The organism is Sporomusa sp. GT1, from assembly GCF_014634905.1.
GTDB classification, from domain to species: Bacteria; Bacillota; Negativicutes; order Sporomusales; family Sporomusaceae; genus Sporomusa; species Sporomusa sphaeroides.
The window spans coordinates 64,496-89,330 of record NZ_BMBX01000008.1 but is presented as its reverse complement, the minus strand read 5'-3'; the positions used below and the strand labels follow the sequence as shown (position 1 = coordinate 89,330).

28 protein-coding genes and 3 riboswitches are annotated in these 24,835 nt (G+C 48.0%); of the genes, 25 read left to right on the top strand and 3 right to left on the bottom strand.

Features of this window, described 5'->3' with window-relative positions:
* The first annotated feature begins 8 nt into the window (after positions 1 to 8).
* The 20 genes from GT1_RS11505 (at position 9) to GT1_RS11410 (ending at position 18,928) form a co-directional block, all read left to right on the top strand.
* Positions 9 to 554 carry a methylated-DNA--[protein]-cysteine S-methyltransferase gene (locus GT1_RS11505; RefSeq protein ID WP_188398829.1) on the top strand — a complete coding sequence of 182 codons (546 nt, stop codon included), beginning with the start codon at positions 9 to 11 and terminating at the stop codon, positions 552 to 554.
* 4 nt (positions 555 to 558) lie between these two features.
* The gene (locus GT1_RS11500) at positions 559 to 1,509 is read left to right on the top strand and encodes a DUF1848 domain-containing protein (RefSeq protein WP_188398828.1); all 951 of its coding nucleotides are present in this window, start codon (positions 559 to 561) and stop codon (positions 1,507 to 1,509) included.
* A 210-nt stretch (positions 1,510 to 1,719) separates the two neighbouring features.
* On the top strand, positions 1,720 to 2,781 hold the full coding sequence (locus tag GT1_RS11495; RefSeq protein ID WP_188398827.1) for an extracellular solute-binding protein: 1,062 nt from the start codon (positions 1,720 to 1,722) through the stop codon (positions 2,779 to 2,781).
* A 121-nt stretch (positions 2,782 to 2,902) separates the two neighbouring features.
* On the top strand, positions 2,903 to 4,003 hold the full coding sequence (locus GT1_RS11490) for an ABC transporter ATP-binding protein (RefSeq protein ID WP_188398826.1): 1,101 nt from the start codon (positions 2,903 to 2,905) through the stop codon (positions 4,001 to 4,003).
* Positions 4,000 to 5,664 carry an iron ABC transporter permease gene (locus GT1_RS11485; protein ID WP_188398825.1) on the top strand — a complete coding sequence of 555 codons (1,665 nt, stop codon included), beginning with the start codon at positions 4,000 to 4,002 and terminating at the stop codon, positions 5,662 to 5,664. The genes GT1_RS11490 and GT1_RS11485 overlap by 4 nt, the downstream gene beginning before the upstream one ends.
* A gap of 112 nt (positions 5,665 to 5,776) precedes the next feature.
* Positions 5,777 to 7,483 carry a sensor histidine kinase gene (locus tag GT1_RS11480; RefSeq protein WP_188398824.1) on the top strand — a complete coding sequence of 569 codons (1,707 nt, stop codon included), beginning with the start codon at positions 5,777 to 5,779 and terminating at the stop codon, positions 7,481 to 7,483.
* The gene (locus GT1_RS11475) at positions 7,476 to 8,270 is read left to right on the top strand and encodes a response regulator (RefSeq protein ID WP_188398823.1); all 795 of its coding nucleotides are present in this window, start codon (positions 7,476 to 7,478) and stop codon (positions 8,268 to 8,270) included. Before GT1_RS11480 ends, GT1_RS11475 begins: the two co-directional genes overlap by 8 nt.
* Positions 8,271 to 8,284: 14 nt before the next feature.
* Complete coding sequence (locus tag GT1_RS11470; protein ID WP_188398822.1) at positions 8,285 to 8,674, top strand: secondary thiamine-phosphate synthase enzyme YjbQ; 390 nt, start codon at positions 8,285 to 8,287, stop codon at positions 8,672 to 8,674.
* A gap of 4 nt (positions 8,675 to 8,678) precedes the next feature.
* Positions 8,679 to 8,960: a DUF503 domain-containing protein gene (locus tag GT1_RS11465; protein WP_188398821.1), complete on the top strand. Its 282-nt coding sequence runs from the start codon at positions 8,679 to 8,681 to the stop codon at positions 8,958 to 8,960.
* A gap of 166 nt (positions 8,961 to 9,126) precedes the next feature.
* Positions 9,127 to 10,380, top strand: coding sequence for a dicarboxylate/amino acid:cation symporter (locus tag GT1_RS11460; RefSeq protein ID WP_188398820.1), 1,254 nt, complete (start codon positions 9,127 to 9,129; stop codon positions 10,378 to 10,380).
* Between the two features lie 269 nt (positions 10,381 to 10,649).
* Entirely contained in the window at positions 10,650 to 11,501 is an 852-nt protein-coding gene (locus tag GT1_RS11455; RefSeq protein WP_188398819.1) for a transporter substrate-binding domain-containing protein, read from the top strand.
* Between the two features lie 99 nt (positions 11,502 to 11,600).
* Positions 11,601 to 12,272, top strand: coding sequence for an amino acid ABC transporter permease (locus GT1_RS11450; protein WP_223226194.1), 672 nt, complete (start codon positions 11,601 to 11,603; stop codon positions 12,270 to 12,272).
* A gap of 36 nt (positions 12,273 to 12,308) precedes the next feature.
* Positions 12,309 to 13,028, top strand: a complete 720-nt coding sequence (locus tag GT1_RS11445) for an amino acid ABC transporter permease (RefSeq protein WP_223226193.1) — start codon at positions 12,309 to 12,311, stop codon at positions 13,026 to 13,028.
* Complete coding sequence (locus tag GT1_RS11440) at positions 13,025 to 13,780, top strand: amino acid ABC transporter ATP-binding protein (RefSeq protein WP_188398817.1); 756 nt, start codon at positions 13,025 to 13,027, stop codon at positions 13,778 to 13,780. Before GT1_RS11445 ends, GT1_RS11440 begins: the two co-directional genes overlap by 4 nt.
* A 28-nt stretch (positions 13,781 to 13,808) precedes the next feature.
* Complete coding sequence (locus GT1_RS11435; protein ID WP_188398816.1) at positions 13,809 to 14,483, top strand: DUF1847 domain-containing protein; 675 nt, start codon at positions 13,809 to 13,811, stop codon at positions 14,481 to 14,483.
* 59 nt (positions 14,484 to 14,542) lie between these two features.
* Complete coding sequence (locus tag GT1_RS11430; protein ID WP_188398815.1) at positions 14,543 to 15,751, top strand: MalY/PatB family protein; 1,209 nt, start codon at positions 14,543 to 14,545, stop codon at positions 15,749 to 15,751.
* 168 nt (positions 15,752 to 15,919) lie between these two features.
* Complete coding sequence (locus tag GT1_RS11425) at positions 15,920 to 16,636, top strand: peptidase C39 family protein (protein ID WP_188398814.1); 717 nt, start codon at positions 15,920 to 15,922, stop codon at positions 16,634 to 16,636.
* 66 nt (positions 16,637 to 16,702) lie between these two features.
* Complete coding sequence (locus tag GT1_RS11420; RefSeq protein WP_188398813.1) at positions 16,703 to 17,356, top strand: TVP38/TMEM64 family protein; 654 nt, start codon at positions 16,703 to 16,705, stop codon at positions 17,354 to 17,356.
* Between the two features lie 111 nt (positions 17,357 to 17,467).
* On the top strand, positions 17,468 to 17,965 hold the full coding sequence (gene msrA, locus GT1_RS11415; RefSeq protein WP_188398812.1) for a peptide-methionine (S)-S-oxide reductase MsrA: 498 nt from the start codon (positions 17,468 to 17,470) through the stop codon (positions 17,963 to 17,965).
* 84 nt (positions 17,966 to 18,049) lie between these two features.
* On the top strand, positions 18,050 to 18,928 hold the full coding sequence (locus GT1_RS11410; protein WP_223226192.1) for an MBL fold metallo-hydrolase: 879 nt from the start codon (positions 18,050 to 18,052) through the stop codon (positions 18,926 to 18,928).
* A gap of 119 nt (positions 18,929 to 19,047) precedes the next feature.
* Here GT1_RS11410 and GT1_RS11405 read toward each other — a convergent pair whose 3' ends face one another.
* Together GT1_RS11405 and GT1_RS11400 are read right to left on the bottom strand one after the other, a co-directional pair.
* Positions 19,048 to 19,338 (bottom strand): type II toxin-antitoxin system RelE/ParE family toxin, encoded by a 291-nt coding sequence (locus tag GT1_RS11405; RefSeq protein ID WP_188398810.1) that lies wholly within the window; start codon positions 19,336 to 19,338, stop codon positions 19,048 to 19,050.
* A gap of 3 nt (positions 19,339 to 19,341) precedes the next feature.
* On the bottom strand, positions 19,342 to 19,710 hold the full coding sequence (locus tag GT1_RS11400; RefSeq protein ID WP_188398809.1) for an AbrB/MazE/SpoVT family DNA-binding domain-containing protein: 369 nt from the start codon (positions 19,708 to 19,710) through the stop codon (positions 19,342 to 19,344).
* A 174-nt stretch (positions 19,711 to 19,884) separates the two neighbouring features.
* On the opposite strand from GT1_RS11400, the gene GT1_RS11395 reads away from it, so the two are divergent.
* Together GT1_RS11395 and GT1_RS11390 are read left to right on the top strand one after the other, a co-directional pair.
* On the top strand, positions 19,885 to 20,067 hold the full coding sequence (locus GT1_RS11395) for a hypothetical protein (protein WP_188398808.1): 183 nt from the start codon (positions 19,885 to 19,887) through the stop codon (positions 20,065 to 20,067).
* Positions 20,068 to 20,184: 117 nt separating this feature from the next.
* Positions 20,185 to 20,979, top strand: coding sequence for a hypothetical protein (locus GT1_RS11390; RefSeq protein ID WP_188398807.1), 795 nt, complete (start codon positions 20,185 to 20,187; stop codon positions 20,977 to 20,979).
* 194 nt (positions 20,980 to 21,173) lie between these two features.
* A riboswitch (cobalamin riboswitch) is annotated at positions 21,174 to 21,357 on the top strand.
* A gap of 160 nt (positions 21,358 to 21,517) precedes the next feature.
* A riboswitch (cobalamin riboswitch) is annotated at positions 21,518 to 21,691 on the top strand.
* A gap of 101 nt (positions 21,692 to 21,792) precedes the next feature.
* Here the strand turns inward: GT1_RS11390 and GT1_RS11385 are convergent.
* Complete coding sequence (locus tag GT1_RS11385; protein ID WP_188398806.1) at positions 21,793 to 22,050, bottom strand: hypothetical protein; 258 nt, start codon at positions 22,048 to 22,050, stop codon at positions 21,793 to 21,795.
* A gap of 75 nt (positions 22,051 to 22,125) precedes the next feature.
* Here GT1_RS11385 and GT1_RS11380 point away from each other — a divergent pair, with 75 nt between their 5' ends.
* The 3 genes from GT1_RS11380 to GT1_RS11370 all read left to right on the top strand — a co-directional run bounded on the left by GT1_RS11380 (position 22,126) and on the right by GT1_RS11370 (position 24,791).
* Positions 22,126 to 22,323, top strand: coding sequence for a hypothetical protein (locus GT1_RS11380; protein WP_188398805.1), 198 nt, complete (start codon positions 22,126 to 22,128; stop codon positions 22,321 to 22,323).
* A gap of 52 nt (positions 22,324 to 22,375) precedes the next feature.
* Positions 22,376 to 22,559, top strand: a riboswitch (cobalamin riboswitch).
* A 130-nt stretch (positions 22,560 to 22,689) separates the two neighbouring features.
* Positions 22,690 to 23,139 (top strand): OmpH family outer membrane protein, encoded by a 450-nt coding sequence (locus GT1_RS11375; protein WP_188398804.1) that lies wholly within the window; start codon positions 22,690 to 22,692, stop codon positions 23,137 to 23,139.
* A gap of 197 nt (positions 23,140 to 23,336) precedes the next feature.
* The gene (locus GT1_RS11370; protein ID WP_188398803.1) at positions 23,337 to 24,791 is read left to right on the top strand and encodes a hypothetical protein; all 1,455 of its coding nucleotides are present in this window, start codon (positions 23,337 to 23,339) and stop codon (positions 24,789 to 24,791) included.
* The last annotated feature ends 44 nt before the right edge of the window (positions 24,792 to 24,835 follow it).

Below are 24,835 nucleotides of genomic sequence, written 5' to 3'. Positions count from 1 at the left end.
AACAGCAAATGTATTATCAAACGATATACCTGTCACCCCTGGGAGTCATCACCCTTGCATGTGACGGCGACGGCAGTCATCTTGTCGGCCTGTGGACGGAAGGCCAGAAGTACCACGGGAATACCATACCTGAAGCCATGGTGGAAAAGAACGACATTCCACTGTTTGCTACGGCTAAAAAATGGCTGGACAGATACTTTGCCGGCGAAAAGCCAGGCATTTCCGAATTGCCGCTTGCTCCCATCGGCGGCGAATTTCGTCAAGGGGTATGGAATATCCTGCGCGAAATTCCGTATGGCGAAGTGATTACCTATGGCGGCATTGCTAAAAAGATGGCTGTAAAAATGGGTAAGCAAAGTATGTCAAGCCAGGCGGTGGGTGGAGCAGTCGGGCATAATCCTATCTCTATCATTGTTCCCTGCCATCGGGTTGTTGGTTCAAATGGCAGTTTGACGGGTTTTGCCGGCGGCGTTCCAATGAAGATTAAGCTGCTTGAACTGGAGGGCGTGGATATGTCCCGCTTGTTTGTACCTAAAAAGGGTACGGCACTCTAACACTATGATTCTTAACATCAGCGGCAGAACGGATATTATTAACTATTATTCGGATTGGATGTTCAAGCGGTTTGCGCAAGGCTATGTCCTGTCGCGGAACTCCCTGTTTCCCAATTCGGTCAGGCGGTACGAGCTGTCGCCGGACAAGATTGATTGCCTGATCTTTGGCTCCAAAAATTATGCCCCTGTCCTTGAACGTATCCACGAAATCACGGAGCGGTTCAATACCTATTTTTACTACACCATCACCGCCTATGGCAAGGACCTTGAACCAGGCATTCCCGATATAGATACAAGCATGAACACGTTGCTGGCTCTTGCCGATATTGTGGGCGCGCAGCGCGTCGCCTGGCGCTATGACCCGATATTGCTCACAGAGAGCTATACCGTAGCGAGGCATCTGGAAACCTTTGAACACATGGCGAAACGGCTGGCTGGGCGCATTGACCGCTGCATATTCAGCTTTGTGGAGATGTACAGGAAACACGAAACAAACCTGCCTGAACTGATCACCATAACAGCCGCTGAAATGGACGAAATCGCGCGGGGCATTGGCGGGATCGCCACAAAGTATGGCTTTATTTTGCAGACCTGCGGCCCGGAAGAAAACTATGCCCGCTATGGTATTCAGACTTCCGGCTGCGTGACGCTGGACATTTTGGGGCAGGCAAACGGCCTCCAATTCCGCGACATCAAGCACAAGGGCTTCCGCAAAGGCTGCCATTGTATCGAAAGCCGGGATATGGGTGCGCTGAATAGCTGCTTAAACGGCTGCAAATATTGTTACGCCAATAAAAACGCACAGCTGCCCCATGAAAACTACCTGCTTCACGACCCGGATTCACCGTTGCTGATCGGCCATCTGAAACCAACTGACAGGCTGGAACCTGGTTTGCAGAAAACCTTTTTGAAAAGCGAGGCGCAAATTAAAACCACCAAAGTTGGCAGGGAATGATAACAATATTCCAAGATAAGCAGGTATTCAGTGCAAAACTGAAACCTGCTTTCTTTATTCAGTAAGTCTTGAGACTCGGCTAGTACTTCTATAAAACAGTTATGAATTTTGGATGGTACTTAATTTTTGTCGGATAGACAACCTGTTTAAGTATGCTATGATTAAACTATCAGAATGTTATCCATTTTACATAATCAAGGAGGAGAAGGCATGAAAGGTTTCAAAAAGGCATTAGCCGTTGTGCTCGCGATGTCTTTGCTGGGTTCAGTTTTGACTGGCTGCGGCTCCAATACCGCGGACAAATCCAAATCGGCTGCCACGCAGGAAGAAAAAGTATTGACCGTTTATACTGCCCGCAGCGAAAGCTTAAACAATCTTGTGATTCCAAACTTTGAAAAGGATACCGGCATTAAGGTTCAGGTGATTGTAGCCGGTACCGGTCCTTTGGTAAAACGTGTTGCTTCGGAAAAAAATAATCCGCAGGGCGATATTTTATGGGCAGCCGACCAAACCATGCTGGAATCGCAAAAAGATTTGTTTATGCAGTATGTGTCTCAGGAAGATGCCAACATGATGGATGCGTTTAAGAACAAAACCGGTTATTTTTCAGCGGCTTTTGCCGACCCTACCGTGTTTATCGTTAATACCAATTTAGCAGGCAATGTCAGGATTGAGAGCTTTGACGACCTGCTCAACCCTGAACTGAAGGGGAAAATCGCTTTTGGTGATCCTGCCAACTCAAGTTCGGCCTTCCAATCACTGATGGCCATGCTGTATGCCAAGGGCAAAAATGGCGACCCCATGTCAGACGAGGCCTGGGCTTTTGTGGATAAATTCATTGCCAACCTTAACGGCAAGATTCTTAACAGCTCCGGCGGCGTGCATAAAGGTGTCGCCGATGGCGAATATACCGTAGGGCTGACCTGGGAAGACCCGGCAGCCAATTATGTTAAAAACGGCGCACCGGTTAAGGTGGTATTCCCGACAGAAGGGGCTATTTTCCCCGGTGAATCGGTGCAAATTATCAAGGGCTGTAAACATCCTGAAAATGCCAAGAAGTTTGTCGACTATATGCTTTCACAAAAAGTCCAGGAGCAGGCCGGTAAAGAGCTGACGGTCCGTCCGCTGAGAAAGAATGTGGAGCTTGCCAAGTACATGACCCCGATGGATTCAATTAAACTGTTTAGCAATTATGACGAAGGCTGGGTTGCCAATAACAAAAACGCCATTAGCGCTCAGTGGACAAAACATCTGGAAAAAACTATAAAGTAATTGCCTTCTTAGTCGTGATAAAGTACGGAAGCTGACACGAAGGGCCATTGCGGCTAAAGTCTGAGGCGCAATGGCCCTTTTTTTCACTGTTGTAAAATTCTTTTAAGCCGGAGGGATTGCGTTGAGCGTTTCAATCGATATTGAAAATGTAGTAAAAAAATATGGCAATGATACCATTATCAAGGGATTGTCATTACAGATAGAACCGGGAGAGTTTTTCACGCTGTTAGGACCTTCGGGCTGTGGCAAGACTACGTTATTACGGATGATTATTGGCTTTAATTCGATAGAGGGCGGCCTGATTAAGGTCGGCGGCCGTATTGTCAACGACATCTCTCCCGACAAACGCAATATGGGGATGGTTTTCCAAAATTACGCCATCTTCCCGCATATGTCGGTAAAGGATAATGTAGCGTTTGGCCTGAGAATGCGGCGTATTCCCGAAAAGGATATTGAACAGCAGGTTGACGGGATTTTAAAAATTGTTAAAATTGATCACCTGAAAGACCGCATGCCGGCGCAGCTTTCCGGCGGACAGCAGCAGCGCGTGGCTTTGGCCAGGGCCATTGTCATCCATCCGGAGGTTTTATTGATGGATGAGCCGCTGTCCAATCTGGATGCCAAACTGCGGGTGGAAATGCGCAATGCCATCAAAAGTATTCAGCGGCAGATTAATACCACAACCGTGTATGTCACCCACGACCAGGAGGAAGCGCTTGCTATTTCCGACAGAATCGCGGTTATGCATAACGGCATCATCCAGCAAATTGACAGCCCGAAAAATATCTATCAACGCCCGGCCAATATATTTGTTTCTTCCTTTATCGGCCTTTCCAATATCCTTGAGGCCAGGCTGGTCCGGAGTGGCAACGGCGGGACCTTTGTTGATTTTGCCAACAGTTACCGGGTACGCATGGATAATATTGACGAGGCGGCGACTGACGGGCAAGCGGTGCTGGTTTCAGTGCGGCCGGAAGAGTTTCAGCTTAGCACCAACGGCGAAGGCTTGCCGGCAATAATCAAAAGTAGCGTATTTCTGGGTCTGAATACCCATTATTTTGTCGTCATGCAGAATGGTCAGGAATTCGAAGTCATTCAGGATCAGGACGGACAGGAAACAATTGCCGACGGCACTCCCGTTCATCTGGCGGTAAAGCCGCAAAAGATCAATGTATTTCATCAGGAAAGTAAAAACACGTTGATTAAGGGTGAAAGCAAATGAGATACTCCGGTGAAAAGCGCTTTTCCATGTGGACTTCTTTTAGCCTGATCATTCTGGCGATATTTTTGGTTTTTATTATCTACCCCCTCGCCTTGGTGCTGTACAAGAGTGTGGTTGACCCTCATTCCGGCAGCTTTACCCTGGATTATTTATTGAAGTTTTTTACCAAGAAATTCTACTGGAGTACGCTGGTAAACAGCTTTCAGGTGACTGTCTGCTCCACGCTGCTGGCCGCAATGATCGGACTGCCGATGGCGTATGTGATGCGCAGTGTGAAAATCAAGGGCAGCAGCTTGCTGGATATTCTGATTGTCATTTCCTATCTGTCGCCGCCGTTCATTGGGGCGTATGCCTGGATTCAACTGCTTGGCCGCAATGGCATGGTAACCAATTTGATTAATGAGCTCTTTGGCATCACCTTTGACGGTATTTACGGCTTTGCCGGCATTGTGCTGGTATTTACCCTGCAGTCCTTTCCGCTGGTGTATATGTATGTCTCCGGCGCGCTGAAAGGGCTGGACAATTCGCTCAACGAGGCGGCCGAGAGTCTGGGGTGCGGCAGGGTTGAACGTATAATGCGGATTATTGTCCCGCTGATCATGCCCACTTTGCTTGCCAGCTCCCTGCTCGTTTTCATGCGGGTTTTTGCTGATTTTGGGACACCGATGCTGATTGGCGAAGGCTTTAAAACCATGCCGGTGCTGATTTATACGCAATTTATGAGCGAGGTTGGCGGTGACGACGGCTTTGCCGCAGCCCTCTGTGTCATTATCATTACGCTGACCATCCTGATGTTTTTCGCCCAGCGGTTTTTGGCCAACCGCAGTACGTACTCTATGACTGCGCTCAAGCCGATGGCAGCCGAGCAGGCCACCGGCATGAAAAATATGCTGTCCCATGCCTTTGTCTACCTGGTAGTGGGTCTGGCCATTTTGCCGCAGGCAGTGGTTATTTATACTTCGTTCTTAAACAGCAACGGCGGGCAGGTATTTACCGGCGGCTTTGGCTTGCAAAGCTATGAGGCGACGCTGTTTGCCAAAGATAATGAGGTCATCTGGAACACCTATATGCTTGGCGTTATCAGCATTAGCATCATTGTCCTGCTGGGCATCCTGATTTCCTATCTTACGGTGCGCAAGCGGAATGTGCTCAACAGCACCCTGGATACCATTACTATGTTCCCGTATATTATACCTGGCTCGGTGCTGGGGATTTCCTTCCTGTTTGCCTTTAATAATCCGCCCATTCTGCTGAGCGGAACGGCCCTGATTATGATCATTGCCTTTACCATTCGCCGCTTGCCGTATACGGTACGGTCAGGCACCGCCGTCATCGGGCAGATCAGTCCCAGTGTGGAAGAGGCCGCCATTTCGCTGGGAGCTTCGGAAATGAAAACCTTTACCAAAGTGACAGTGCCCATGATGATGCCCGGCGTGCTGGCCGGTGCGATTATGAGCTGGGTAACAATTATCAGCGAGCTGAGTTCTTCCATTATTCTTTACACCAACAGCACGCAGACACTTACTATTTCCATCTATACCGAGGTTATCCGCGGCAACTACGGCAATGCCTCGGCCTATTCCACGATTCTTACCATTACTTCGATCCTTTCCTTACTCATATTCTACAGGCTTACCGGCAGACGGGACATTAGCATGTAACCGGTTAGTCATCAGATAAAACAGGGTTTCCTTATTGGAGACCCTGTTTTATAATGATCAGTAGTAACACTCGCTGCCGGGCATCACAGGCGGCAAAAGAAATGGTGAAAACATGGGAAAAGCCGTAACCTTTAAAGACTATATGAAGCGCGTATTTGTCCGGTACATAGTAGCGTTGATCTGCCTGATGTTCATTGTATTTCTGGCATTCATGCTGCTGAATTACCGGCTGTTTGTCGTGAAGGCCAACACCGACTGCAATCAGACGGTCAGCGCTTTTGTTGCCGGTCAGTGGACTGTTTATCAACAGGGTATCAAGGCTTTTGCCGAAAATGCGGAGCTGAAAAATGCTTTTTCCGCACAAGCTGATCTGCGGGAAGTTAACCAACAATTATATGAGTTTTCTCTCTCGCAGCAGCTTAAAGCCAATTTTGTTCTGCTCAATCAGGACCATGAGATAATCTCCACCAATCTCTATAAAACCAATCAGCTGCTGTTTTTAACCAACAGAACCGTACAGGAAGCGTTAACCCGCTTAGCCGGTGCTCCGGACATGACTTACAGCGGTGTGATTCACATTCCTTTTGACCATGGTCAGAAGTCGGACATAACCTTTATCAGAGCCGTACAGGACGGCGGCAGGCCGGTGGGCTATCTGGTTTTCAGCCTGCAGGAAGACAGCCTGGGGGTTGTTATGCGTAACCGGGAGGCCGATATTATTGTCATAACCGATGCCTTTAATAATGTTATTTTTTCCACCAATAACCTGCTGATTGATTCGCTTGGCAAATATAAGGACGACCCCGGGGATGCATCCTCGCTTGTTCTTGATGAAAAGCCTTACCACGTTACCGCCAATACCCTGGCTGACAGCAATATGAGAATCATAACCCTGCTTTCTGTTGCCCAGCAGCAGCAAATTGTTCAGTTTGGCGGATTTTTTCTCCTGGGCATCAGTTGTTTCCTGCTGCTGCTGATACGTTTTTTGGCAGATAAAATCACAGCAAGACATCTCAGCTCCATCGACGAGCTGCTTTATGCCGTCAACGAATGCCGGCAAGGCAATATTGATTACCGGATCAAGTCGCAGAGCTTTAGCGAGTTTCAAATGCTGTATGACAATTTCAACAGTATGATGCTTAAAGTACAGCAGCTGCTTCAGAGCAACAATGAAATGGCCGAACGCAAGCGCCTTATGGAGGTTAAGCACCTTGAAGGGCAGTTCAACCCTCATTTTGCCTTTAATGTAATGGAAGCGCTGCGCTATGAAATCTTAATAAACCCGGAGCAGGCCGCCAGGCTGGTGGTAGCCTTTGCCAATCTCATGCGCTACAGCATCAATTACGGCAGTACGCATGTGTCGTTACAGACCGATATCGGTTATGTACAGGACTATCTGCTGCTGCAAAAAATGCGGTATAACCAGCGGCTGGAATATGTCATCGACATTGAGGAAACCATTTTACCGTACAAGGTGCCTAAGCTGCTCATTCAGCCGATTGTGGAAAATAGCATAATCCATGGGCTGGAGAACTCCAAAAAGATAACTATCCGCATTACCGGCCGCAGGCAGGCTAAGCAGCTGGTGCTTTGTGTTGAAGATGATGGCCCGGGTCTGGATGCGGCCCGCCTGGCTGCACTGCAGGCGGTGCTGAATGATGAAAATGCAATGCCCAAACGCATCGGCCTGTATAATGTTCACCGGGTGGCGCAGCTGCTGTATGGCCAGGAATATGGGCTTACCATTGAGTCGGTTGATGGGGAGGGTATGCGGGTACTGCTCAAGGTACCGGTTATATTGGAGGATGACGATGTATAAGGTATTGGTTGTAGAAGATGAGGACATCATCCGCAAAGGGCTTATCTTTATGGTGGACTGGCTGAAAGTAAATTGTGTTGTTGCCGGTGAGGCCGCCGATGGCGAGGAGGGGCTGGAAAAGATCAGGGAAATCCGCCCGGACATTGTAATTACCGACGTAAAAATGCCCTGTAAGGATGGCCTGAAAATGCTGGAGGAAAGCATCGGCCAGTACGAATATGAGGCCATCATTATCTCCGGTTATGGTGAATTTGAATATGCGAAAAAGGCCATTAGTCTTCATGTCACAGAATATCTGCTCAAACCGGTTGATTTTGAGCACCTTTATCAAACACTGGAGAAGCTGACCCACAAAATTGAAGCCAATAGAAAAGTGCGAAAATATATGGAGGCGCTGGAGCATATATCTACTGATAAAATCATAGATTCCCACAGTCTGGAGACCGCTAAAAGCAAATATACCACCAGGATGGTGGAATACATTAAGACCTGCTATCGCCAGAAAATATCCATTAATGACCTTAGTGAAAAATATGGTATTTCCAGCACTTATTTACATACAAAGTTCAAAAAGGAAACAAACTACACCTTTAATGATTTTTTAAACCGCTACCGTGTCCTGCAAGCAGTGGAACTGCTTAAGCAAGACAAATGGAAAGTGTATGAAATTGGTGAACATGTAGGTTTCCATGATTATAAGTATTTCATCCTGGTCTTTAAAAAATATATCGGCTGTTCCCCCGGCAAGTTCCGGGAAGCCATGGTGCAGACACCGCAAGACAAGTAACAGGAGGAGAGAGTATGGAGCAGTTCTTTTTGGAAACTCCGGCAGAGGGATTCATTACAATTACAGCCCAGGTCAGGGAATGTGTCCGGCGCAGCCGGGTCCGGCAGGGGATTTGCCAGGTATTTGTACCCCATACCACAGCCGGGGTAACCATCAATGAGAATGCAGATCCGGATGTGGTGGAGGATATGCTGGCAGCACTGGACCGGATGGTTCCTGAACTTCCATATAAGCATGGGGAAGGAAATTCGCCGGCCCATGTGAAAAGTTCGCTGGTCGGTTGTTCGGTCACCGTACCGGTTGTGGATAATGACTTATATTTAGGTACCTGGCAAGGCATCTATTTTTGCGAATTTGACGGGCCGCGGCGGCGTAAGGTGGCGATTCAGGTTGTCGGAGGCTGATGTTATGAAGGTTGTTATCTGCACTATCGAACTGTTTTTGCCTGATGTGGGTTCCCTCAAGGCAAAACGGCAGATTATTAAAAGTATTACCCAGCGAATTCGTTCACGGTTAAATGCCTCGGTTGCCGAGACCGGGTTCCAGGACTGCTGGCAGCGGGCGGTGATCGGCGTGGCTATGGTGAGCAGCAGCAGCACCTTGCTGGACAGGCAGGTTAATTTTATCCGGGACATAGTGGATGATTGTGCGGAAGCCGAAACTGTGGAATTTTTGGTTGAATATGTCTAACTTTCATCCGTAGTCCACCAAGTCTAAAGACATAGGACCCAGCAGCTGAATAATATATATAAATAGCCCTGAAGCTTAAAAAACGGCTATCCCGGTTAGCGGCGGCAAGGACTTGGGTGCTTTATGGCGAAATAAGGTTAGACGTATTTCGAAAGGATTGGTAATCGTGAAATTAGTTTTAAAGGATTATTTATTTTCCATCATTTTGCTGGCTTCGGTTCTTATCGGTGGAGCCGTGGGGGTGGTTTTAGGACCGGAGGCTTCTGTTCTTAAGCCGTTGGGTGATTTGTTTCTAAACTTGTTGTTTATGATCATTGTGCCGATGGTGTTTTTCAGTATTGCGTCGGCTATTGCTTCGATGGGAGAAATGAGCCGGCTGGGCAAAATTATGGGAAGTACTATTCTGGTATTTTTTGTTACGGCGTTGATTGCGGCTGTGTTTGGCCTCGGGGTTGCATTACTGATGAATCCGACAGAGGGCATCAATTACGCCACCTTGCAAAATGTAGTTCAGTCTGAGCAAAGCAGCCCGGCTAAAACAAATCAGGCCGGCATTTTGGGACAGCTGGTGCAAACCTTTACGGTATCGGATTTTCCGCTGGCGCTGTCCAAATCTCATATTTTACCTTTAATTGTGCTGGCGGCGTTGACCGGTCTGGCAACCGCGCTGGTGGGCGAAGCGGCGAAACCGGTGGCTACTTTTCTGGCAGCAGCGACCCAGGTCATGATGAAGGTAGTCCAGCTGATTATGTATTATGCACCCATTGGTTTGGGGGCTTATTTTGCTAATGTGGTGGGTGAGCTGGGCACCCAAATCCTGCAGGGCTATTTGAAGACCTTTATTACTTATTTGGTTTTGACAGTTATCTATTATTTTGGCTTTTTTACCTTGTATGCCTATGTTGCGGCAGGAAAGAAAGGGGTAAAGGCTTTTTGGCGCAATGCGTTAGCCCCCTCGGTTACAGCCATTGCCACCTGCTCCAGCGCTGCTTCGATTCCGATTAACTTGGTGTCGGCAAAGGCCATTGGCGTACCTAAAGATATGGTGGAAACCGTTATTCCGTTAGGCGCTAACATTCATAAGGACGGCTCTGTGTTCGGCGGGGTTCTGAAGATCGTATTTTTATTTGGGCTTTTCGGTATGGATATGAGCAGTTTCTCGACCTGGATGGGCATTGTGGGCGTATCTTTTCTGGTGGGAGCGGTTATGGGAGCCATACCGGGAGGCGGTATGATCGGTGAGATGCTGATTATCAGCGTTTATGGGTTTTCACCGGAAGTGCTGCCCATCATTGCAGTCATCAGCACCATTATCGATGCGCCGGCAACGCTGCTGAACTCTACCGGCAATGTAGTCTGTTCCATGCTTATTGCCAGACTGGTAGAAGGGAAGAAATGGCTGACTAAAACCTACGCATAAGATTAGTAAAATGTACTTGACGATTTTACAATGGTTGTCTATAATGTAAATACCGCATTACTAATAGCATATAAAATGGTACAGAATGTATAGCTGATCAGACAAACTGAAGGCCTAATTTCTCTCAAGGGGAAACTAGGCCTTTTTTTGTTTGGCTGCAAGCTCATTTCCCCGGGACAGTGGTAATAGAGGAGGAAACAAGGATGAATTCAAGCTAATACCTTCGTAAGGAAACTAAATCCACTTTATACGAAAAAGGAGCGAAGGATATGAAATCAGTTATTAACACCAAAAAGTACAGAAGCTTATTTTTGACAAGTATATTAATCCTGGGCCTGGCGCTTAGTGCGGGCTGCGGGTTAAGCGAGAATAGTAAACAGGCAGCTAAACAAGAGGACAAAGCAGTAAAAGTATATCAGGTGGCGACACGGGGAACCTTCAGACCGTTTACTTATATGGATGAAAAAGACCATTTGACCGGCTATGATATAGAAATTTTACGGGAAATTGAAAAAAGAAATCCTAACATTAAATTTGCCTTTAAAACAATGAGTGTGGATGCCGGCTTTTTAGGTTTAGAAGCCGGTCAGGTTGATATTATTGCCAATCAGATTGTCGAAAACCCTAAAAGAGCGGATAAGAGCATTTTTACAAAAGAAGTTAACAATTATACCAGCCGTAAACTGGCGGTGAAAGGCGACCGGCAAGACATCCAAAGTATTGATGATTTGCGGGGCAAGAAAGTGGCGGTTACCAGCAGCAGTGAAGTAACCCGTCAACTGCAAAAATACAACGAAACTGCCGAGCCTAAGATCGAATTGGTATACACTGACAAGGGAACCACCGAAACCATGAATCTGGTAGTTACCGGGCGTGTGGATGCAACCCCGGCATACGAAGTAGCCATCAATGAAGCCAAAAAGACACTGGGGCTTGATGTAAAAGCGGTTGGCGCTTCCATCGCCAGTGATCCTACCTGCTTTGCCCTGCGTAAAGATGCAGAGTCCCAGAAATTAGCCGACAAGATCGATGCGACCTTAAAAGAAATGCGGGCAGACGGCACCTTGAAAAAATTATCTGAACAATTTTTAGGCAAGGATTATACTGTTCCGCAAAAGTAAGGGATTCCTATTCCAGCCGCCTTAGTTCCCCGCATTCCTGCCGGAGCTAAGGCGGAGAAAGAAGGGGACAGCTTGGGGAGTTATTTCAGTATTGATTATATGTTAAAAGCGTTTCCGATTTTATTATCCTATATTGATGTTACCATTATCGTCACAATTGTTGCCGAGGTATTTGGCATTTTGCTTGGCTGCCTGGTTGCATTAATCCGTATTAATAAAATAAAAGCGTTAAATCAAATTAGCCTTGTATATATTTCTTTTATCCGCGGCACTCCGTTCTTAGTACAATTATATTTAGTATGCTTTGGCTTGCCGCAATTGCTGCAAAGCCTGGGTTATCAGGATATCCGCTCAATCCCCGGGTTGCTGTTTGTCTTTCTCGTCATGTCAATACATGCGGGCGCCTATATTGCCGAAATTATGCGCAGCAGTATTTTAGCGGTAGATAAAGGGCAGTTGGAAGCCGCTCATTCCATTGGCATGAATAGCTGCCAGGCGTATATTCGCATTATTTTGCCCCAGGCCTTCAGGATGGCGATTCCGGCCTTAGGCAATAACGTAATTTCAACCTTAAAGGGTACATCATTAATCTTTAATGTCGGTGTTGTCGATATGCTGCGCAAAGCCGATTTAATGGGCTCTTACAGTTATCGTCATTTAGAGTTATATGTGGATATCGCCATTATCTATATTCTCTTATGCTTTGCCATCCAGGCGGCGACCGGTTTCCTGGAGCGTCAAACCACCTTAGGCAAAGAATTAACTGCCTGATTCATTGGATGAAAAAGAAAGAAAGCAGATACTATCATGATGAATACGATTATTGACCCTCATTTTCTGGGTGAAATGTTTTTACAATTAATCAGATATATTCCCGTGACCTTAGGGCTGGCGGCCACCAGTATGCTGCTTGCCAGTATACTGGGGATTATGGTTATGGTTATTCGTATAAAAAGAATACCTGTTTTGAGCCGGTTGGCCGACCTGTATGTACTGCTGGGCAGAGCCTTGCCTACCATGATCGTATTGTACATCGTATTTTTTGGCTTACCGGTCGCCCTGATGCTGTTATCGGAAACCACCGGCAGGAAAATAGAGTTTAATCAAATTCCGGCTATGACTTTTGCTGTTATTGGGCTGACCATCAGCACCGGCGCTTACTTATCAGAAATATTTCGCGCTGCGGTACAATCGGTTGATAAAGGGCAGATGGAAGCGGCGCTGTCTGTCGGGATGACCTGGTGGCAGGGGTTTTGCCGCATCCTATTGAGGCAGGCGGCGGTATTTGCCTTACCCCTGATGGCCAATCAATTCCTGAATTTATTAAAAAACACGTCCATTGCTTTTATGATTACCGTAATGGAATTATTTGGCGCTGCTACTGTGCTTTCGGCCAGTACTAACCGCTATTTGGAAATTTATATAGTGGTATCCCTTATTTACTGGGGCATGAGTATCATCTTTGAAAAGATATTTCTGGTAGTTGAAGATAAAGTTGCTTTTTTTAAGAGAGGAATTCAGCCATGATTACGTTTAAAAATATCCATAAATCTTTTGGGACCAATAAAGTATTACAGGGAATCAACTGCACAATTCCCACCGGTTCGGTAACGGTTATTTTAGGACCAAGCGGTTCCGGCAAAACAACACTCTTGCGGTCGGTTAACTTTCTGGAAAAGGCCGACCAGGGAGAAATTATCCTCAATGATATCCATATCGACGTAGCCAAGGCATCGGCAGCCGAAATCCATAAAATCCGCCAGCATACAGCCATGGTTTTTCAAATGTATAATTTATTTAAAAATAAGACGGCCCTGGAAAATATTATGGAAGGCTTGACTGTTGTCAGAAAGCTGCCTAAAATTGAGGCTAAAGCCCAGGCATTACAGGTTTTGCATAAAGTCGGACTGGCTGATAAAGCCGATGCCTATCCGCATGAATTATCAGGTGGCCAGCAGCAGCGAATCGGCATAGCACGGGCCTTAGCCCTTAATCCTGATGTTATCCTGTTTGATGAGCCGACTTCGGCGCTTGACCCGGAATTAGTGGGTGAAGTGCTGGAAGTAATGAAAACGGTAGCGCGGGAGGTTAACTCCACCCTGGTGGTAGTTACCCATGAAATTAATTTTGCGCGGGAAGTGGCGGACAATGTTATCTTCATGGACAAGGGCGTCATCGTAGAACAGGGACCGCCGGCGGAAATATTAAATAATCCCAGGGAAGAGCGTACAAAACAGTTTTTATCACGCTATATCTCGTTTACTGAGTATACCATCTGACAATAAGGGAAAAGGGGAAATGATCATTATGTCCGGTAAAAACGACAAAGAAAACCTCAGCTGCACCCATTGCAGCGTGTATAACTGTAGAACAAGAGACAAGCAGTTTCCAGGCTTTTGCCTGACCACCAAAGCTGTTGACGGCCATCCGGTCGCCGAAGATATTGAGGAAATTAAACGGCATTTGCAGGGCGATGAGCAGGACGCCATTATTGCCAGGGCCTCAGCCCAGATAGAAGGGCTATTCTACGGGAAGCTCAGCCGGGTAGAGGAGATTATCGAATTTGCCAACCGGATTGGCGCTAAAAAAATAGGTATTGCCACCTGCGCCGGCTTAATTGAAGAAGCCAAAATTTTCGCGGCTATTCTGGAAGCCAAAGGGCTGGCCTATTACAGTGCCATTTGCAAAGTAGGGGCGGTGGACAAAACGGAAATCGGGATACTGGAAGAGGAAAAAGTGCGTCCGGGGAATCCTGAATCCATGTGTAATCCTATTTTGCAGGCGCGTTTATTGAATTACCAAAATACCGATTTGAATGTGGTCATCGGTCTGTGTGTAGGACATGATTCACTGTTCATCAAATATTCACAGGCGCCGGTTACTACGCTGATTACCAAGGACAGAATCACCGGACACAATCCGGCAGCGGCTTTGTATACGGCTCATTCCTATTACAAACGTTTGCTGCAGCCCAAAAAATAGCAGTAATCTATTGGCGCGAAACGGCGGCAAAAAAAGTAGACAAGCGAGGAAATAACTATATGGGAAACAGCAGCGCCGAGTTTGATTTTGATCAGCTTATTGCCCGGCGGGGAACCGATAGCCGCAAATGGGATGATATCGGCAGTGTGTTCGGCAGTGAAGAGGTTTTGCCGCTGTGGATTGCAGATATGGATTTTGCGTCGCCCCCGGCGGTAGCGGCGAAGGTTTTAAAGCGTGCCGGGCATCCTGTTTATGCGTATAACACCCGTGACCGGGCGGCCTTTAGCCAGGCAATTATCGACTGGGTAAGACGCCGGCATGATTGGAATATTGAAAAAGAATGGATTGTTCAGGCCCCCGGTGTTGTTCCGGCCATCATTTTATCTATTTTGGCGCTTTCAAAACCGGGTGACGGCATTATTATTCAGCCACCGGTATATCCCCCGTTTTTTGCTTCGATCAAAGATAATCACCGGAACATTGTTGAGAATCCGTTAATTTCACATAATGGTTACTATGAAATGGATTTTGCTGATTTGGAACAGAAACTGGCAAATCCGGACAACAAATTGCTCTTGCTCTGCAGCCCGCACAATCCGGTAGGCCGCGTGTGGACGCGCGATGAGCTGGACAGAGTATATCAGCTTTGTCAAACCTATCAGGTAGATGTACTGTCTGATGAAATTCACAGCGATTTGGTATACGGCGGGCATAAACATACCGTATTTGCCTCACTGGGCACACCGGTGTGCCACCAGAGCATTACCTTTATGGCAGCAAGTAAAACCTTTAATATCGCCGGACTCAATACCTCCTTTATTATTGTTCCCTGCAAGCAGAGACGCGGACTAATCGAGACAGAAATTAACCGCATGCATCTGCGGCGCAATAATCTTTTTGGCGTGTTGGCTACCGAAGCCGCTTATCAGGCAGGCGAGGCATGGCTGGATGCTTTGCTGGTGTATTTGGAGAAAAACGCAGCTATGCTTGTGGATTTTATGGAAGCAAGACTGCCTGGCGTTAAGGTGGTTAAACCGGAGGGAACATTTTTGGCCTGGCTGGATTTTCGTGCATACTTTAACGATGCAGCAGGGTTGAGCGAATTTCTGGTAGAACAGGCAAAAGTAGGATTAAATCCGGGCCTGGCTTTCGGCACGCAGGGAGCAGGGTTTGCGCGGCTTAATTTTGCTACCCGGCAGAGTGTTGTGCTGGAGGCTTTGACCAGAATCGAAAAAGCCATTAAGCAGCTGGACAAGCGCGGCAGCTAACAAGCGTTTGCAGAGGATTTTGCAAAGAAAAGCTGGTGTATTAATAGTAATTAATGCTGCTTTTCTGTCATACATTAATGTCAATAGAAACTACCGCCAGAGCAATAAATGCGTAACCTACATTTATTGCTCTTGTTTTTTATTTCATTATTCATTAGGAGGGGCCATATGTTGATTAAACTGGTACCTGCTAATCGCTGGAAGACGGCGCTGCTCTGCTTTAGTCTCCTGCTCTGCTTTGCCACGCTAAACCTTGCCGGTGAAGAGAGCAGCCTGCCGCTGCCGGACTCGACCGGTGCTGCCAACTATTATGAAATGAAGGACGGCCCCTACTATACATACCTTGGGGTCAAAGGCTATCAACAGACCACCGATTATACCTGTGGCCCGGCTGCCGTAATGTCTCTGCTGCACTGGTACAATGTTCTTTCCGACCAGGCAATGAACCACGAAACTGAAATGCTGATTGCCCGGGAAATGGGAACCGGTGATATGAACTCCAAGCATCCTGGCACTCCCCCGGAGAAAATGGTAAACTGGTTGCAGAAAAATGGCTTTCAAGCAACAGTCGGTTATAATGGAACCATGGAAATGCTTCGGGAAAACCTGAAGAACGGAATCCCTACAATGGTGGAATGGATTGACTGGGGAGGGCACTGGGTAGTAGTCACCGGGTATTACGCAGCTTCTGAATCGCCAGGGAAAGGGCCTGATACCATCTTTTTCGCCGATCCTGCCGTGCATTGGCTGTCGGCAAATAATCCGGACGGTGTATCCTCCTTTAACGCTTTACGATTCCAGGATATGTGGTTTGACGCTCAGTACCTCAAACCCGGCCATGTGGTGCGGAATGTATATATTATCGCTATCCCGCAGCAGGATTAAAGGCTTACCGGATATGCCAAGATTTTTCTTTACAGGTAAGTAATCCAAGGTCTATAATTAAGACTTATGAGATACTATAATCAAACGGTTCTTAGGCCGGCCATTGCCGGTTGTTTTGCCGGTTTTATCGTGCTGGGCATTATCTATCTTTATGGCTTCGGGCTGGAACGGTTTAAACCGGAAGCCATCCGGAACATGATGCTGTCATTAGGCTATTGGGGGCCGCTGTTATACATTGTCTGTAATATTATCCGCCCGCTTGTTTTCTTTCCTGCCGCTGTTTTGGCTATCGGCGGCGGCTTAGCCTTCGGACCTGTGTGGGGAACCATCTATCTGGTTATCGGCACAGCCGGCGGCGCTGCTTTATGCTTTGGGGCAGCCCGGCTGCTGGGGCGTGACCGGCTCACAGCCTGGCCTAAATGGGCAGTGCTGGAGGAATTGGACAATCAGGCGGCAAGTCATGGTTTCCGCACAGTATTGCTGCTGCGCCTGGCTCCCGTTATCCCGTGGGATGCGGTTAGTTTTCTTGCCGGCTTGTCGAAGGTGAGCTTTCGTCCCTATGTTTTGGCGACACTGGTGGGCAGTGTGCCTGGGGCCATCGCGTTCAGCTGTTTCGGCAATGTTCTGTTCAAATCCTTTCCCCAGGCGGCGCTGGCTGCGGCAGCGATTGTTATCATGAGCCTTTCCCTGCAGGCATTGTGCCGGGGACGCAAAGCATAAGCCGGAGGGACTGGCATGGTTCACAGTAACAAAGGATAAAAAAGCTTGTAATAACGGAAAATAGGAAGGACTTGTTTAAGTCGGGGAAAACACAAGAGGAGGCGTCCTTTTATGAAGCAAATATGGCTTGCCGGCGGCTGTTTCTGGGGTGTTGAGGCTTATTTTCTGCAGCTTAAAGGCGTATTGAGCACCCGGGTCGGCTATGGACAAGGTGCTACCGAACAACCCACCTATCAGCAGGTATGTACAGGCATGACCGGACATACCGAAGTATGTGAAGTAACTTATGACGAAACGATGCTGCCGTTGCCGAAAATACTGGAGCATTTCTTCCGGATCGTTGATCCGACCACCTTAAACCGTCAGGGCCCGGACCGGGGCACACAATACCGGACAGGCGTGTACTACAATGCAGCGGAAGATAAAGCCGTTATTGACGGTTTTATTGCAACCATGCAGGAGCACTATACCGCGCCAATTGTCGTCGAAGTGGAGCCGGTGGCGCATTTTTTCCCGGCAGAGGAATATCACCAGCAGTATTTGGCAAAAACACCGGGCGGCTACTGCCATATTAACTTACAGTTAGCCAAGCCGGAGGAGCGCAAATAGGTCGCAGTAATTTGCGGCTGCTGCCGGAAAGCTAAAACTATTACAGCAAGAGAATACACAAGAGAATACAGGTGAATGACTAATATGGATACAATTGTAAATGTAACCGGTGGCAAAGGCGGCAACGCCTTTTTGCTATTAGGGAATGAAAAAACGGCATTAATTGATTGCGGCATGGCGTATTGCGCGTCCCAACTCATCAGTAATATCAAACAATATCTTAACAACAAGACGCTGGATTATATCCTTATCAGCCATTCGCACTATGACCACCTTGGTGCGGTTCCTTTTTTAAAAAAAGAATGGCCCAACAGTGAGGTATGCGGCGCCGGGTATGCGGAACGAATTTTAAAGCGGGAAAATGCCTTGGCGACTATTAGAAAACTGAGTGAGCAGGCAGCCAAGCTTTTTCATGCCGGCGAACTGGCCTGGTATGACGATGCTCTGATGAAAGTGGATACCATTATCCGGGACGGAGATATATTGGAGCTGGGCGGCTTGCGGATTGAGGTACTGGAAACCTTGGGACATACCCGCTGCTCCTTATCCTTTCTGGTAAATAACGAAACACTGTTTCTCAGTGAATCGACCGGCTATCTGAGTGCTTCCGGCAAACTTTATCCGGGATTTATCACCAGCTGTGCCGACACGCTGGCTTCTATCGAGAAATGCCGCAAAGTAAAGCCGCGCTTCATCATTTCACCACATTATGGACTGGTGAATGACAGTGCTGCTGTCGGTTACTGGCAAAACTGCATCACCGCTGTCCGGGAAACTAAGGAATTTATCCTGCGCCTAGCAGAACAAGGCTATGAGGAAGAACAGATTTTGCACCGGTATGAACAAGAATTCCGGGATGAGCAAAGCCGCCTGGAACAGCCGCTCACGGCTTTTATGCTCAATGCGCAGAATATGATAAAAACGGTGTTAAGGGAGAAACCTTTATCAGAACCAACCTACTGATGGGCAAGAAAAGAAAAGGGAGGAACTGCAAGTAGGAGGAGGCAGCGAGAAGCAAGGTATAGGAAACGGCTGATTGTGTACAGACAACCAGCCGTTTTTTTTTGGACTAAGGCTATATTTTATTTGATCAGACGCTTTAATTCCTCATAAAAGTTTTCGCGAGTACCGGCAAGTAAAACAACAACCTTCTTACCATCAAACTCAAAAATGGAGTAAGCAAGTTCATAGTTGGTTTTGTTGTAGTACAGGTCATAGCCGTAAATGCCGGAAAGATCACCTTGCTTGGCCCGGCCAATATAGGGATTTTCCTGAAGGCGGATGAGCGCATCTTTAAACTTTAAGCGCAACTGCTTATCCTTAAGCTTCTTAAAATAACGTTCAGCAGCAGGACTAAATAGAATTTCATACATTTTCTATTTATCCTCGCTAAATACATCGTCAAAGGAAGCAGCCGGACTTTCACCGGCGGCAATGCGTTCCGCCTCAGACGTCATGATACCAATAGCGGTTCTTATGTTTTTAGTTTCCTGTTCAAACTGACGTACAAGGTTTTCACCAGAGACACCTCTAGCAATAAGGTCTTTTAGAATTTCAACAGAAAAATTTTCATGACCGTTACGCAGACGCCGGATCACTAAGGCATCATCCTGAATGAAGCACTCCACTTCTGTTTCAAGGCCAAGTTGCTTAAAAAACTTCAGCGGGATAGTGATTTGGCGTTTTTGAGAAACACTAATAATTTTTCTATCCACATGACCACGCTCCATCATTTTAGCGAGCATTATCAACATCTCCTTTGTAGTATATGCAAATGATAAACAAAATATCCCTGCAATAATTATAACAAAGAAACAAAGAAATATCAATTTTAGACGATAAGCGCAAAGTATCGTAGTTGATAAACCAGGCGGATTAATGCTATACTGTGGTTAGAAAGTCTAAAGGTGGTGTTATGTTTGGCTGATGTGAAACCCAAGGCAATTGCTAAACAATACAACTCGGAAGAGGAGCACCGTTACCGCCAGGTCTTAGCTAATTTTGATGAAATATTTGAGCAAGGTCGCAAGGAAGCTGCTCAAAGTGATGGTGTTTCATTAGACGATTATATCAAAGCAGCAAGGACGCGTATCAAGAGTTAGACGATATTGTTTTGCACAGCGCCGACTGTTCCGCCGGGCGGAATCGTCGGCGTTAATTGACTATACGGGTATCCCTATTCCCGTGTTTTAGATTCCTACATTAAGGAGATGGAGGTTATGAGACATTTTTTCTCTTTTAGGCGCGTGATGAGCGCCATGCTGGGTGTGGTATTGGCAGTTCTGTTGGTTGTTCCCTGCGTGCAGGCGGAAACCAGAACTTTGCCCAAGGATACGAAGCTGCATCCCCAGGGGTGGACGGTTGGTGATAAGGTCGAATTCAAAAAAGGCACGATTTTGACCACCAACGATTTGGGTGAAGTGATTTCCGGTACCTTGAAAGACGATACCTTTCTCCAGCCGCGCGGCTGGGAAAGAGTAATTAATGACTACTACTACGTTTCCGCCTATGCGACCGGCTCCTTTTTCCCCCGGTTTCATCGCTCCTTTATCGAACGAAGCTATAATATGGCTATTCCCGGCTACGGGCATTTGCGCTATAAAGGCGGAACCCCGGTTACCTTCAGCGAACAGGGAGAAGTGCTTCGCGGCACACTTGCCGAGCAGGCCACCGTTCGTCTGGTGGCGGGGAAATACGGCTTTCTGACCTTGAGAGAAAATACCGTCCTGGCTTTTTATGATTCCGGGGCAATCCGGTCCGGTGTTTTGGCCGAGGATACCTACCTGCGGCCTATAGGCTGGCGAACCAACCTTGCCGCAAACGACTCAGCCGGTTTTGTCAAGTTCAGCGCTAAACAAGCCATAGAATTCGATGAGAATGGGGAAGTCGCCGTTGGAACACTCAAAGAGAAGGTGACCTGGCGTTCAACGGCTGGGGAAGTGGTCGAATTTCCTGCCAATACCGTTGTCCGTTTTAATGACGAAGGCGCCTTGGTCATTAAAACTGCTATCTAAATATGTCGGAAAATGACGAAGGAAAAAGTGTGACAAGCAGAAGTACTTGTGCTAAAATATAATTATTCCTGTTGCTTTATGACACAATATAGCTGCATAACATAAAATACAGGCTAAAAAAGTTGTTGACAAAATTACCCAACGGTGCTATATTTGAAGCAAAGAAATTAAAGGAATTCTCACAAAAAAAGAGAATAATGTACTTTGGTGCAGGTGCCCGTATGGGCCTAAGAGAGAAGCCGGTTTAAAGCCGGCGCGGACCCGCCACTGTGATGGGGAGCGAATCCATGATATACCACTGAGATCCAGCGATCTTGGGAAGGTTTGGAGGAGCGATGAGCCAGAGCCAGGAGAACTGCCTGCATGACGATCACCATTTGACCTGCGATGAATCGGGGAGGGGATTGCGATGCAATTCGTATTTTGTGACGGCAGTTTCGCCGGATTACAAGAAGCCTTTCTGGATATTTCATCACAGGAAGGCTTTTTTATATTTGTTGCAGATAATTAGTTGCTTATCCAAGGTTATGATCTTACAAAACTTTATACGAAATCAGGTATCCGTCGTCAGGGCGGATTTAAAAGGGAAGTCCGGTGTGATTCCGGCGCTGTCTCGCAACTGTGAAGGAGAGCCATATTTCTGCAAGCCTCTTACCAAGGAGAATGTGGTGATGACCCAAGTCAGGGTACTGCCTGGTTTCTAGTGTCTCAGCTGAGACATGTATATCCGTACAGCCTGCGATGCACAGGTCTGGGATTAAGAACACTCGCAGGCATAGGCTAGCTCTGAGCTAACATATGACTGGAGGCTTGTTAAGGTGAGCTTTCTCGCCTGACAGCCAGCGAGCGGTTTTTGACCCGGCACCGGCAGCAGGCAGCTTTAGCAACAGGTAAAGCGTCGATTGTTCCGCCGGGCGGAATAGTCGGCGCTTTTTGTTTCATTTGTGAGCCACTGTCATGGACCAGGCCCATGACAGCAATATACCCGGTGTCGCTTAGCGGCGCCGAATACAGATAATCAAAGGGGGATAGCGACAGCCTGCAGCCCCTTGCCGGTGCTTTAAGGGACAAGCAAACCAAAGATGCTGCGCCGGCGGGAGAATGTGAATATATTTTACCGCAGTCCGGTAGTAGGAGAGGTGAGTTATGAAACGCCGGAGGATCGAGACCTTAACCCGCGCGCTGCTGGACTATGGCTATCATGTCCGGCAGGTTCAGCACATTGTTGAGGAAGCCGGGAAGAACGGCAGGGCTGAAATGATGGAAGATGCCATTATCGAAGCGCTGGAAGCGTATGTGAAGTTTGCTGCCAGGTGCAAACAGCAAGGGCACAATATCTGCTGATTTTTCGGCATAATGCTTCAAAGTCCTGTATAGAATGAAAAAGTGATGACAAATGAATATCGTTGGGATAGGTGCCCTACGGGGCTTAATAGGGAAGTCCGGTGTAATGCCGGCGCGGTCCCGCCACTGTAACGGGGAGCAATCTCGCAGATATGCCACTGGAGCGAACGCTTTGGGAAGGTGCGAGAGAGTGATGAACCGGAGCCAGGAGAACTGCCTGTCTGACAATCACCGTTTGACCTGCGAGGTATGGGGAGGAGATTACGCAACAAGCCAGGACGGCTTTCGTCCGGACAGCGTAACCACTCCCGATGAGGGAGTTTTTTTATTGCTTAGAAGCACAAATCAAACAAGAGAGGAAATGGCATGAAGCAACTAACACGCAGTCTTTTATTACTTATTGCCGTATGTTTTCTGGGCGGCATGCTGGCCCCGGCCGGGGCGCTGGCCGCCAAGGCCAAGGCCAAACCGGAGCAAACCGTGGGCTATGTCAACCGCCAGCAGATTTTCAGCAGCTATCCCGGTATTCAGGAGACACTGAAGGAAATCCAGTCCCTGCGCGAAGCGGCGCAGCAAGACTATGACACCCGGAGCAAAGACCTGTCGGACGCGGAGCGGCAAGCCTTAAACGACACCATCGCCCGCGAGGAAGCCCGGAAGGAAGACATTCTCATGAAGCCGGTAGGGGACAAAATCGAGGCGTCCATTAAGGCCGTCGCCGAGGAAAAAGGACTAACAGTAATTATTGACGCAGCAACCGTGGTCTATGGTGGTATTGATATCACCGCCGACGTGATAGCTAAGCTCAAACAATAAGCAGCAGCGGCGACAGCGTAACTTAGCCTGTTCGTCCCGCCCGGGTGCGATAACGGCGCCCGGACAGACTGTGATAGGGAGTTCTGAACAAGGAGGTGAGTTCTTTTCCCGTGGGTACTAAGGAAAAGACCTCAACAGCCCACAAGCTGTTGACGGTCGCAGAATAACACCAAAAAACGATGGGAGAGTGAAACATTATGTCCAGTAAAGTTGCGTACACAGTGTATTCTTATCCGCCGCCCAATTTTATCGGCGAGGGCGATCTGGGAACAGCCGTATACAGCGGCGGTACAAGCGGCGATGTGATTACTGAAAGTAAAGGCGTAGTGACCCAGTGGGTCAATCCGGTGACCAGCAACACTGAACAACTGCCCGGCGATACAAAGGTGTTCTACTTTAAAAACAGCAACGGCGATAACCGGGCGATTGTACCGGCCATTCAATGGGGTGTCGGGGGTGCTGCGTGCTACTTTATGATTTATAACGCCGACACCTGGAGCGACGGCATCAATCCCGGCAGACCCATTTACGGACCGGCGCTGTGGACTGTCGTTGACAGCGGTTCCAACAATATTCCTATCACCAATCCTTACAAATTCCAAACGGCAACAGTCACGGAAAATGCAACCGAGCATTATTATATCTACGGCATTGACTTTGATAATAGAATCGTTTTCCGCGTGGAAAGCGCCGGCGACACCTATACGCTTGACACCACTGCCGGGCACAACTTCAGGCTGACGCCCCCGACGTCTCAAGATTCCTACGGTGTGGACCTGCAAATTGTCGGCGATTACTTTTACGCTCTGTTCATCAGCGGCATTAATATTTTGACCGCCAGCCCCACCTACGTCAACAGCACCGTGGTCAAGCACCTGCTGGATTTCAGCGGAACACCGTCCTACACCGGCCCGCACGGCACAACAACCGTCAACCCCGGGCCGGGCGAGTGGCCGGGCAAGAACGCGTTCAGCATTCAGCCCCAGGGCGATTTCCTGTATCTGGTCGCCCTCGGCGGCATGCAGCATAACGCCACCCCCATTGTCTGGAACCCGGAGTCCAAAATCCAGAAGGTGGCTTTGAGCGACCTGGAGGTCACCAACCTGCTTAAGGCGGCGGCTGATAACACTGACCCAGCCACTGACCGCTTTGATTTCCGGGCACTGACCTTCAATGAAAGTGGCAGCCAGGTCTTCATTCTGACCGGCGCCTATAACGCCAGCTGGGTCATGACCTGGCGCTTGTACTGGCTTACGATTGATTCACTGAACGATGCCGGGGACGCACTGCTTAGTGATTTAACATCAGCTTTCCCTCCAGATCCTACGGCAACCTTTATAGCAACCGATAACTTATCCGGCTATCTCTGGGCGCTGCTCTATTCGGAAAGTACCGGCAAGACCTGGTTCGCCCGCGGCAACGATCTGGCCATCTACGGTACCGGCGGTATTGTCGGCAATGCGGAAGGCATCGGTAATCTTACCACACTGGCCGGCAGTCCTAACCTCAATTCCATCACTATCTACGGTGGCGAAGTGGCGCCTCCCGCTCAACTGAAAGGCTATGTCGCGCCGGCCTTCGCCTCCAGCTCGGCCATGGCCCTGCTCGAACGGAAACGCCTGCTCGACGAGGTGGCGGCCGCCAAAAAGTAAGACCTGCAGGTATGGCGGGGTGAACCTTTCCCCCGCCTTTTTTA

What these genes read in the sequence shown, in the direction of transcription:
- GT1_RS11370 (WP_188398803.1), top strand. Translation starts at nt 23,337, where the DNA reads ATGTCCAGTAAAGTTGCGTACACAGTGTATTCTTATCCGCCGCCCAAT.
- GT1_RS11475 (WP_188398823.1), top strand. Translation starts at nt 7,476, where the DNA reads ATGTATAAGGTATTGGTTGTAGAAGATGAGGACATCATCCGCAAAGGG.
- msrA (WP_188398812.1), top strand. Translation starts at nt 17,468, where the DNA reads ATGAAGCAAATATGGCTTGCCGGCGGCTGTTTCTGGGGTGTTGAGGCT.
- GT1_RS11425 (WP_188398814.1), top strand. Translation starts at nt 15,920, where the DNA reads ATGTTGATTAAACTGGTACCTGCTAATCGCTGGAAGACGGCGCTGCTC.
- GT1_RS11485 (WP_188398825.1), top strand. Translation starts at nt 4,000, where the DNA reads ATGAGATACTCCGGTGAAAAGCGCTTTTCCATGTGGACTTCTTTTAGC.
- GT1_RS11410 (WP_223226192.1), top strand. Translation starts at nt 18,050, where the DNA reads ATGGATACAATTGTAAATGTAACCGGTGGCAAAGGCGGCAACGCCTTT.
- GT1_RS11430 (WP_188398815.1), top strand. Translation starts at nt 14,543, where the DNA reads ATGGGAAACAGCAGCGCCGAGTTTGATTTTGATCAGCTTATTGCCCGG.
- GT1_RS11470 (WP_188398822.1), top strand. Translation starts at nt 8,285, where the DNA reads ATGGAGCAGTTCTTTTTGGAAACTCCGGCAGAGGGATTCATTACAATT.
- GT1_RS11390 (WP_188398807.1), top strand. Translation starts at nt 20,185, where the DNA reads ATGAGACATTTTTTCTCTTTTAGGCGCGTGATGAGCGCCATGCTGGGT.
- GT1_RS11405 (WP_188398810.1), bottom strand. Translation starts at nt 19,338, where the DNA reads ATGTATGAAATTCTATTTAGTCCTGCTGCTGAACGTTATTTTAAGAAG.
- GT1_RS11480 (WP_188398824.1), top strand. Translation starts at nt 5,777, where the DNA reads ATGGGAAAAGCCGTAACCTTTAAAGACTATATGAAGCGCGTATTTGTC.
- GT1_RS11380 (WP_188398805.1), top strand. Translation starts at nt 22,126, where the DNA reads ATGAAACGCCGGAGGATCGAGACCTTAACCCGCGCGCTGCTGGACTAT.
- GT1_RS11465 (WP_188398821.1), top strand. Translation starts at nt 8,679, where the DNA reads ATGAAGGTTGTTATCTGCACTATCGAACTGTTTTTGCCTGATGTGGGT.
- GT1_RS11500 (WP_188398828.1), top strand. Translation starts at nt 559, where the DNA reads ATGATTCTTAACATCAGCGGCAGAACGGATATTATTAACTATTATTCG.
- GT1_RS11375 (WP_188398804.1), top strand. Translation starts at nt 22,690, where the DNA reads ATGAAGCAACTAACACGCAGTCTTTTATTACTTATTGCCGTATGTTTT.
- GT1_RS11505 (WP_188398829.1), top strand. Translation starts at nt 9, where the DNA reads ATGTATTATCAAACGATATACCTGTCACCCCTGGGAGTCATCACCCTT.
- GT1_RS11445 (WP_223226193.1), top strand. Translation starts at nt 12,309, where the DNA reads ATGATGAATACGATTATTGACCCTCATTTTCTGGGTGAAATGTTTTTA.
- GT1_RS11435 (WP_188398816.1), top strand. Translation starts at nt 13,809, where the DNA reads ATGTCCGGTAAAAACGACAAAGAAAACCTCAGCTGCACCCATTGCAGC.
- GT1_RS11495 (WP_188398827.1), top strand. Translation starts at nt 1,720, where the DNA reads ATGAAAGGTTTCAAAAAGGCATTAGCCGTTGTGCTCGCGATGTCTTTG.
- GT1_RS11450 (WP_223226194.1), top strand. Translation starts at nt 11,601, where the DNA reads ATGTTAAAAGCGTTTCCGATTTTATTATCCTATATTGATGTTACCATT.
- GT1_RS11455 (WP_188398819.1), top strand. Translation starts at nt 10,650, where the DNA reads ATGAAATCAGTTATTAACACCAAAAAGTACAGAAGCTTATTTTTGACA.
- GT1_RS11420 (WP_188398813.1), top strand. Translation starts at nt 16,703, where the DNA reads ATGAGATACTATAATCAAACGGTTCTTAGGCCGGCCATTGCCGGTTGT.
- GT1_RS11440 (WP_188398817.1), top strand. Translation starts at nt 13,025, where the DNA reads ATGATTACGTTTAAAAATATCCATAAATCTTTTGGGACCAATAAAGTA.
- GT1_RS11400 (WP_188398809.1), bottom strand. Translation starts at nt 19,710, where the DNA reads ATGCTCGCTAAAATGATGGAGCGTGGTCATGTGGATAGAAAAATTATT.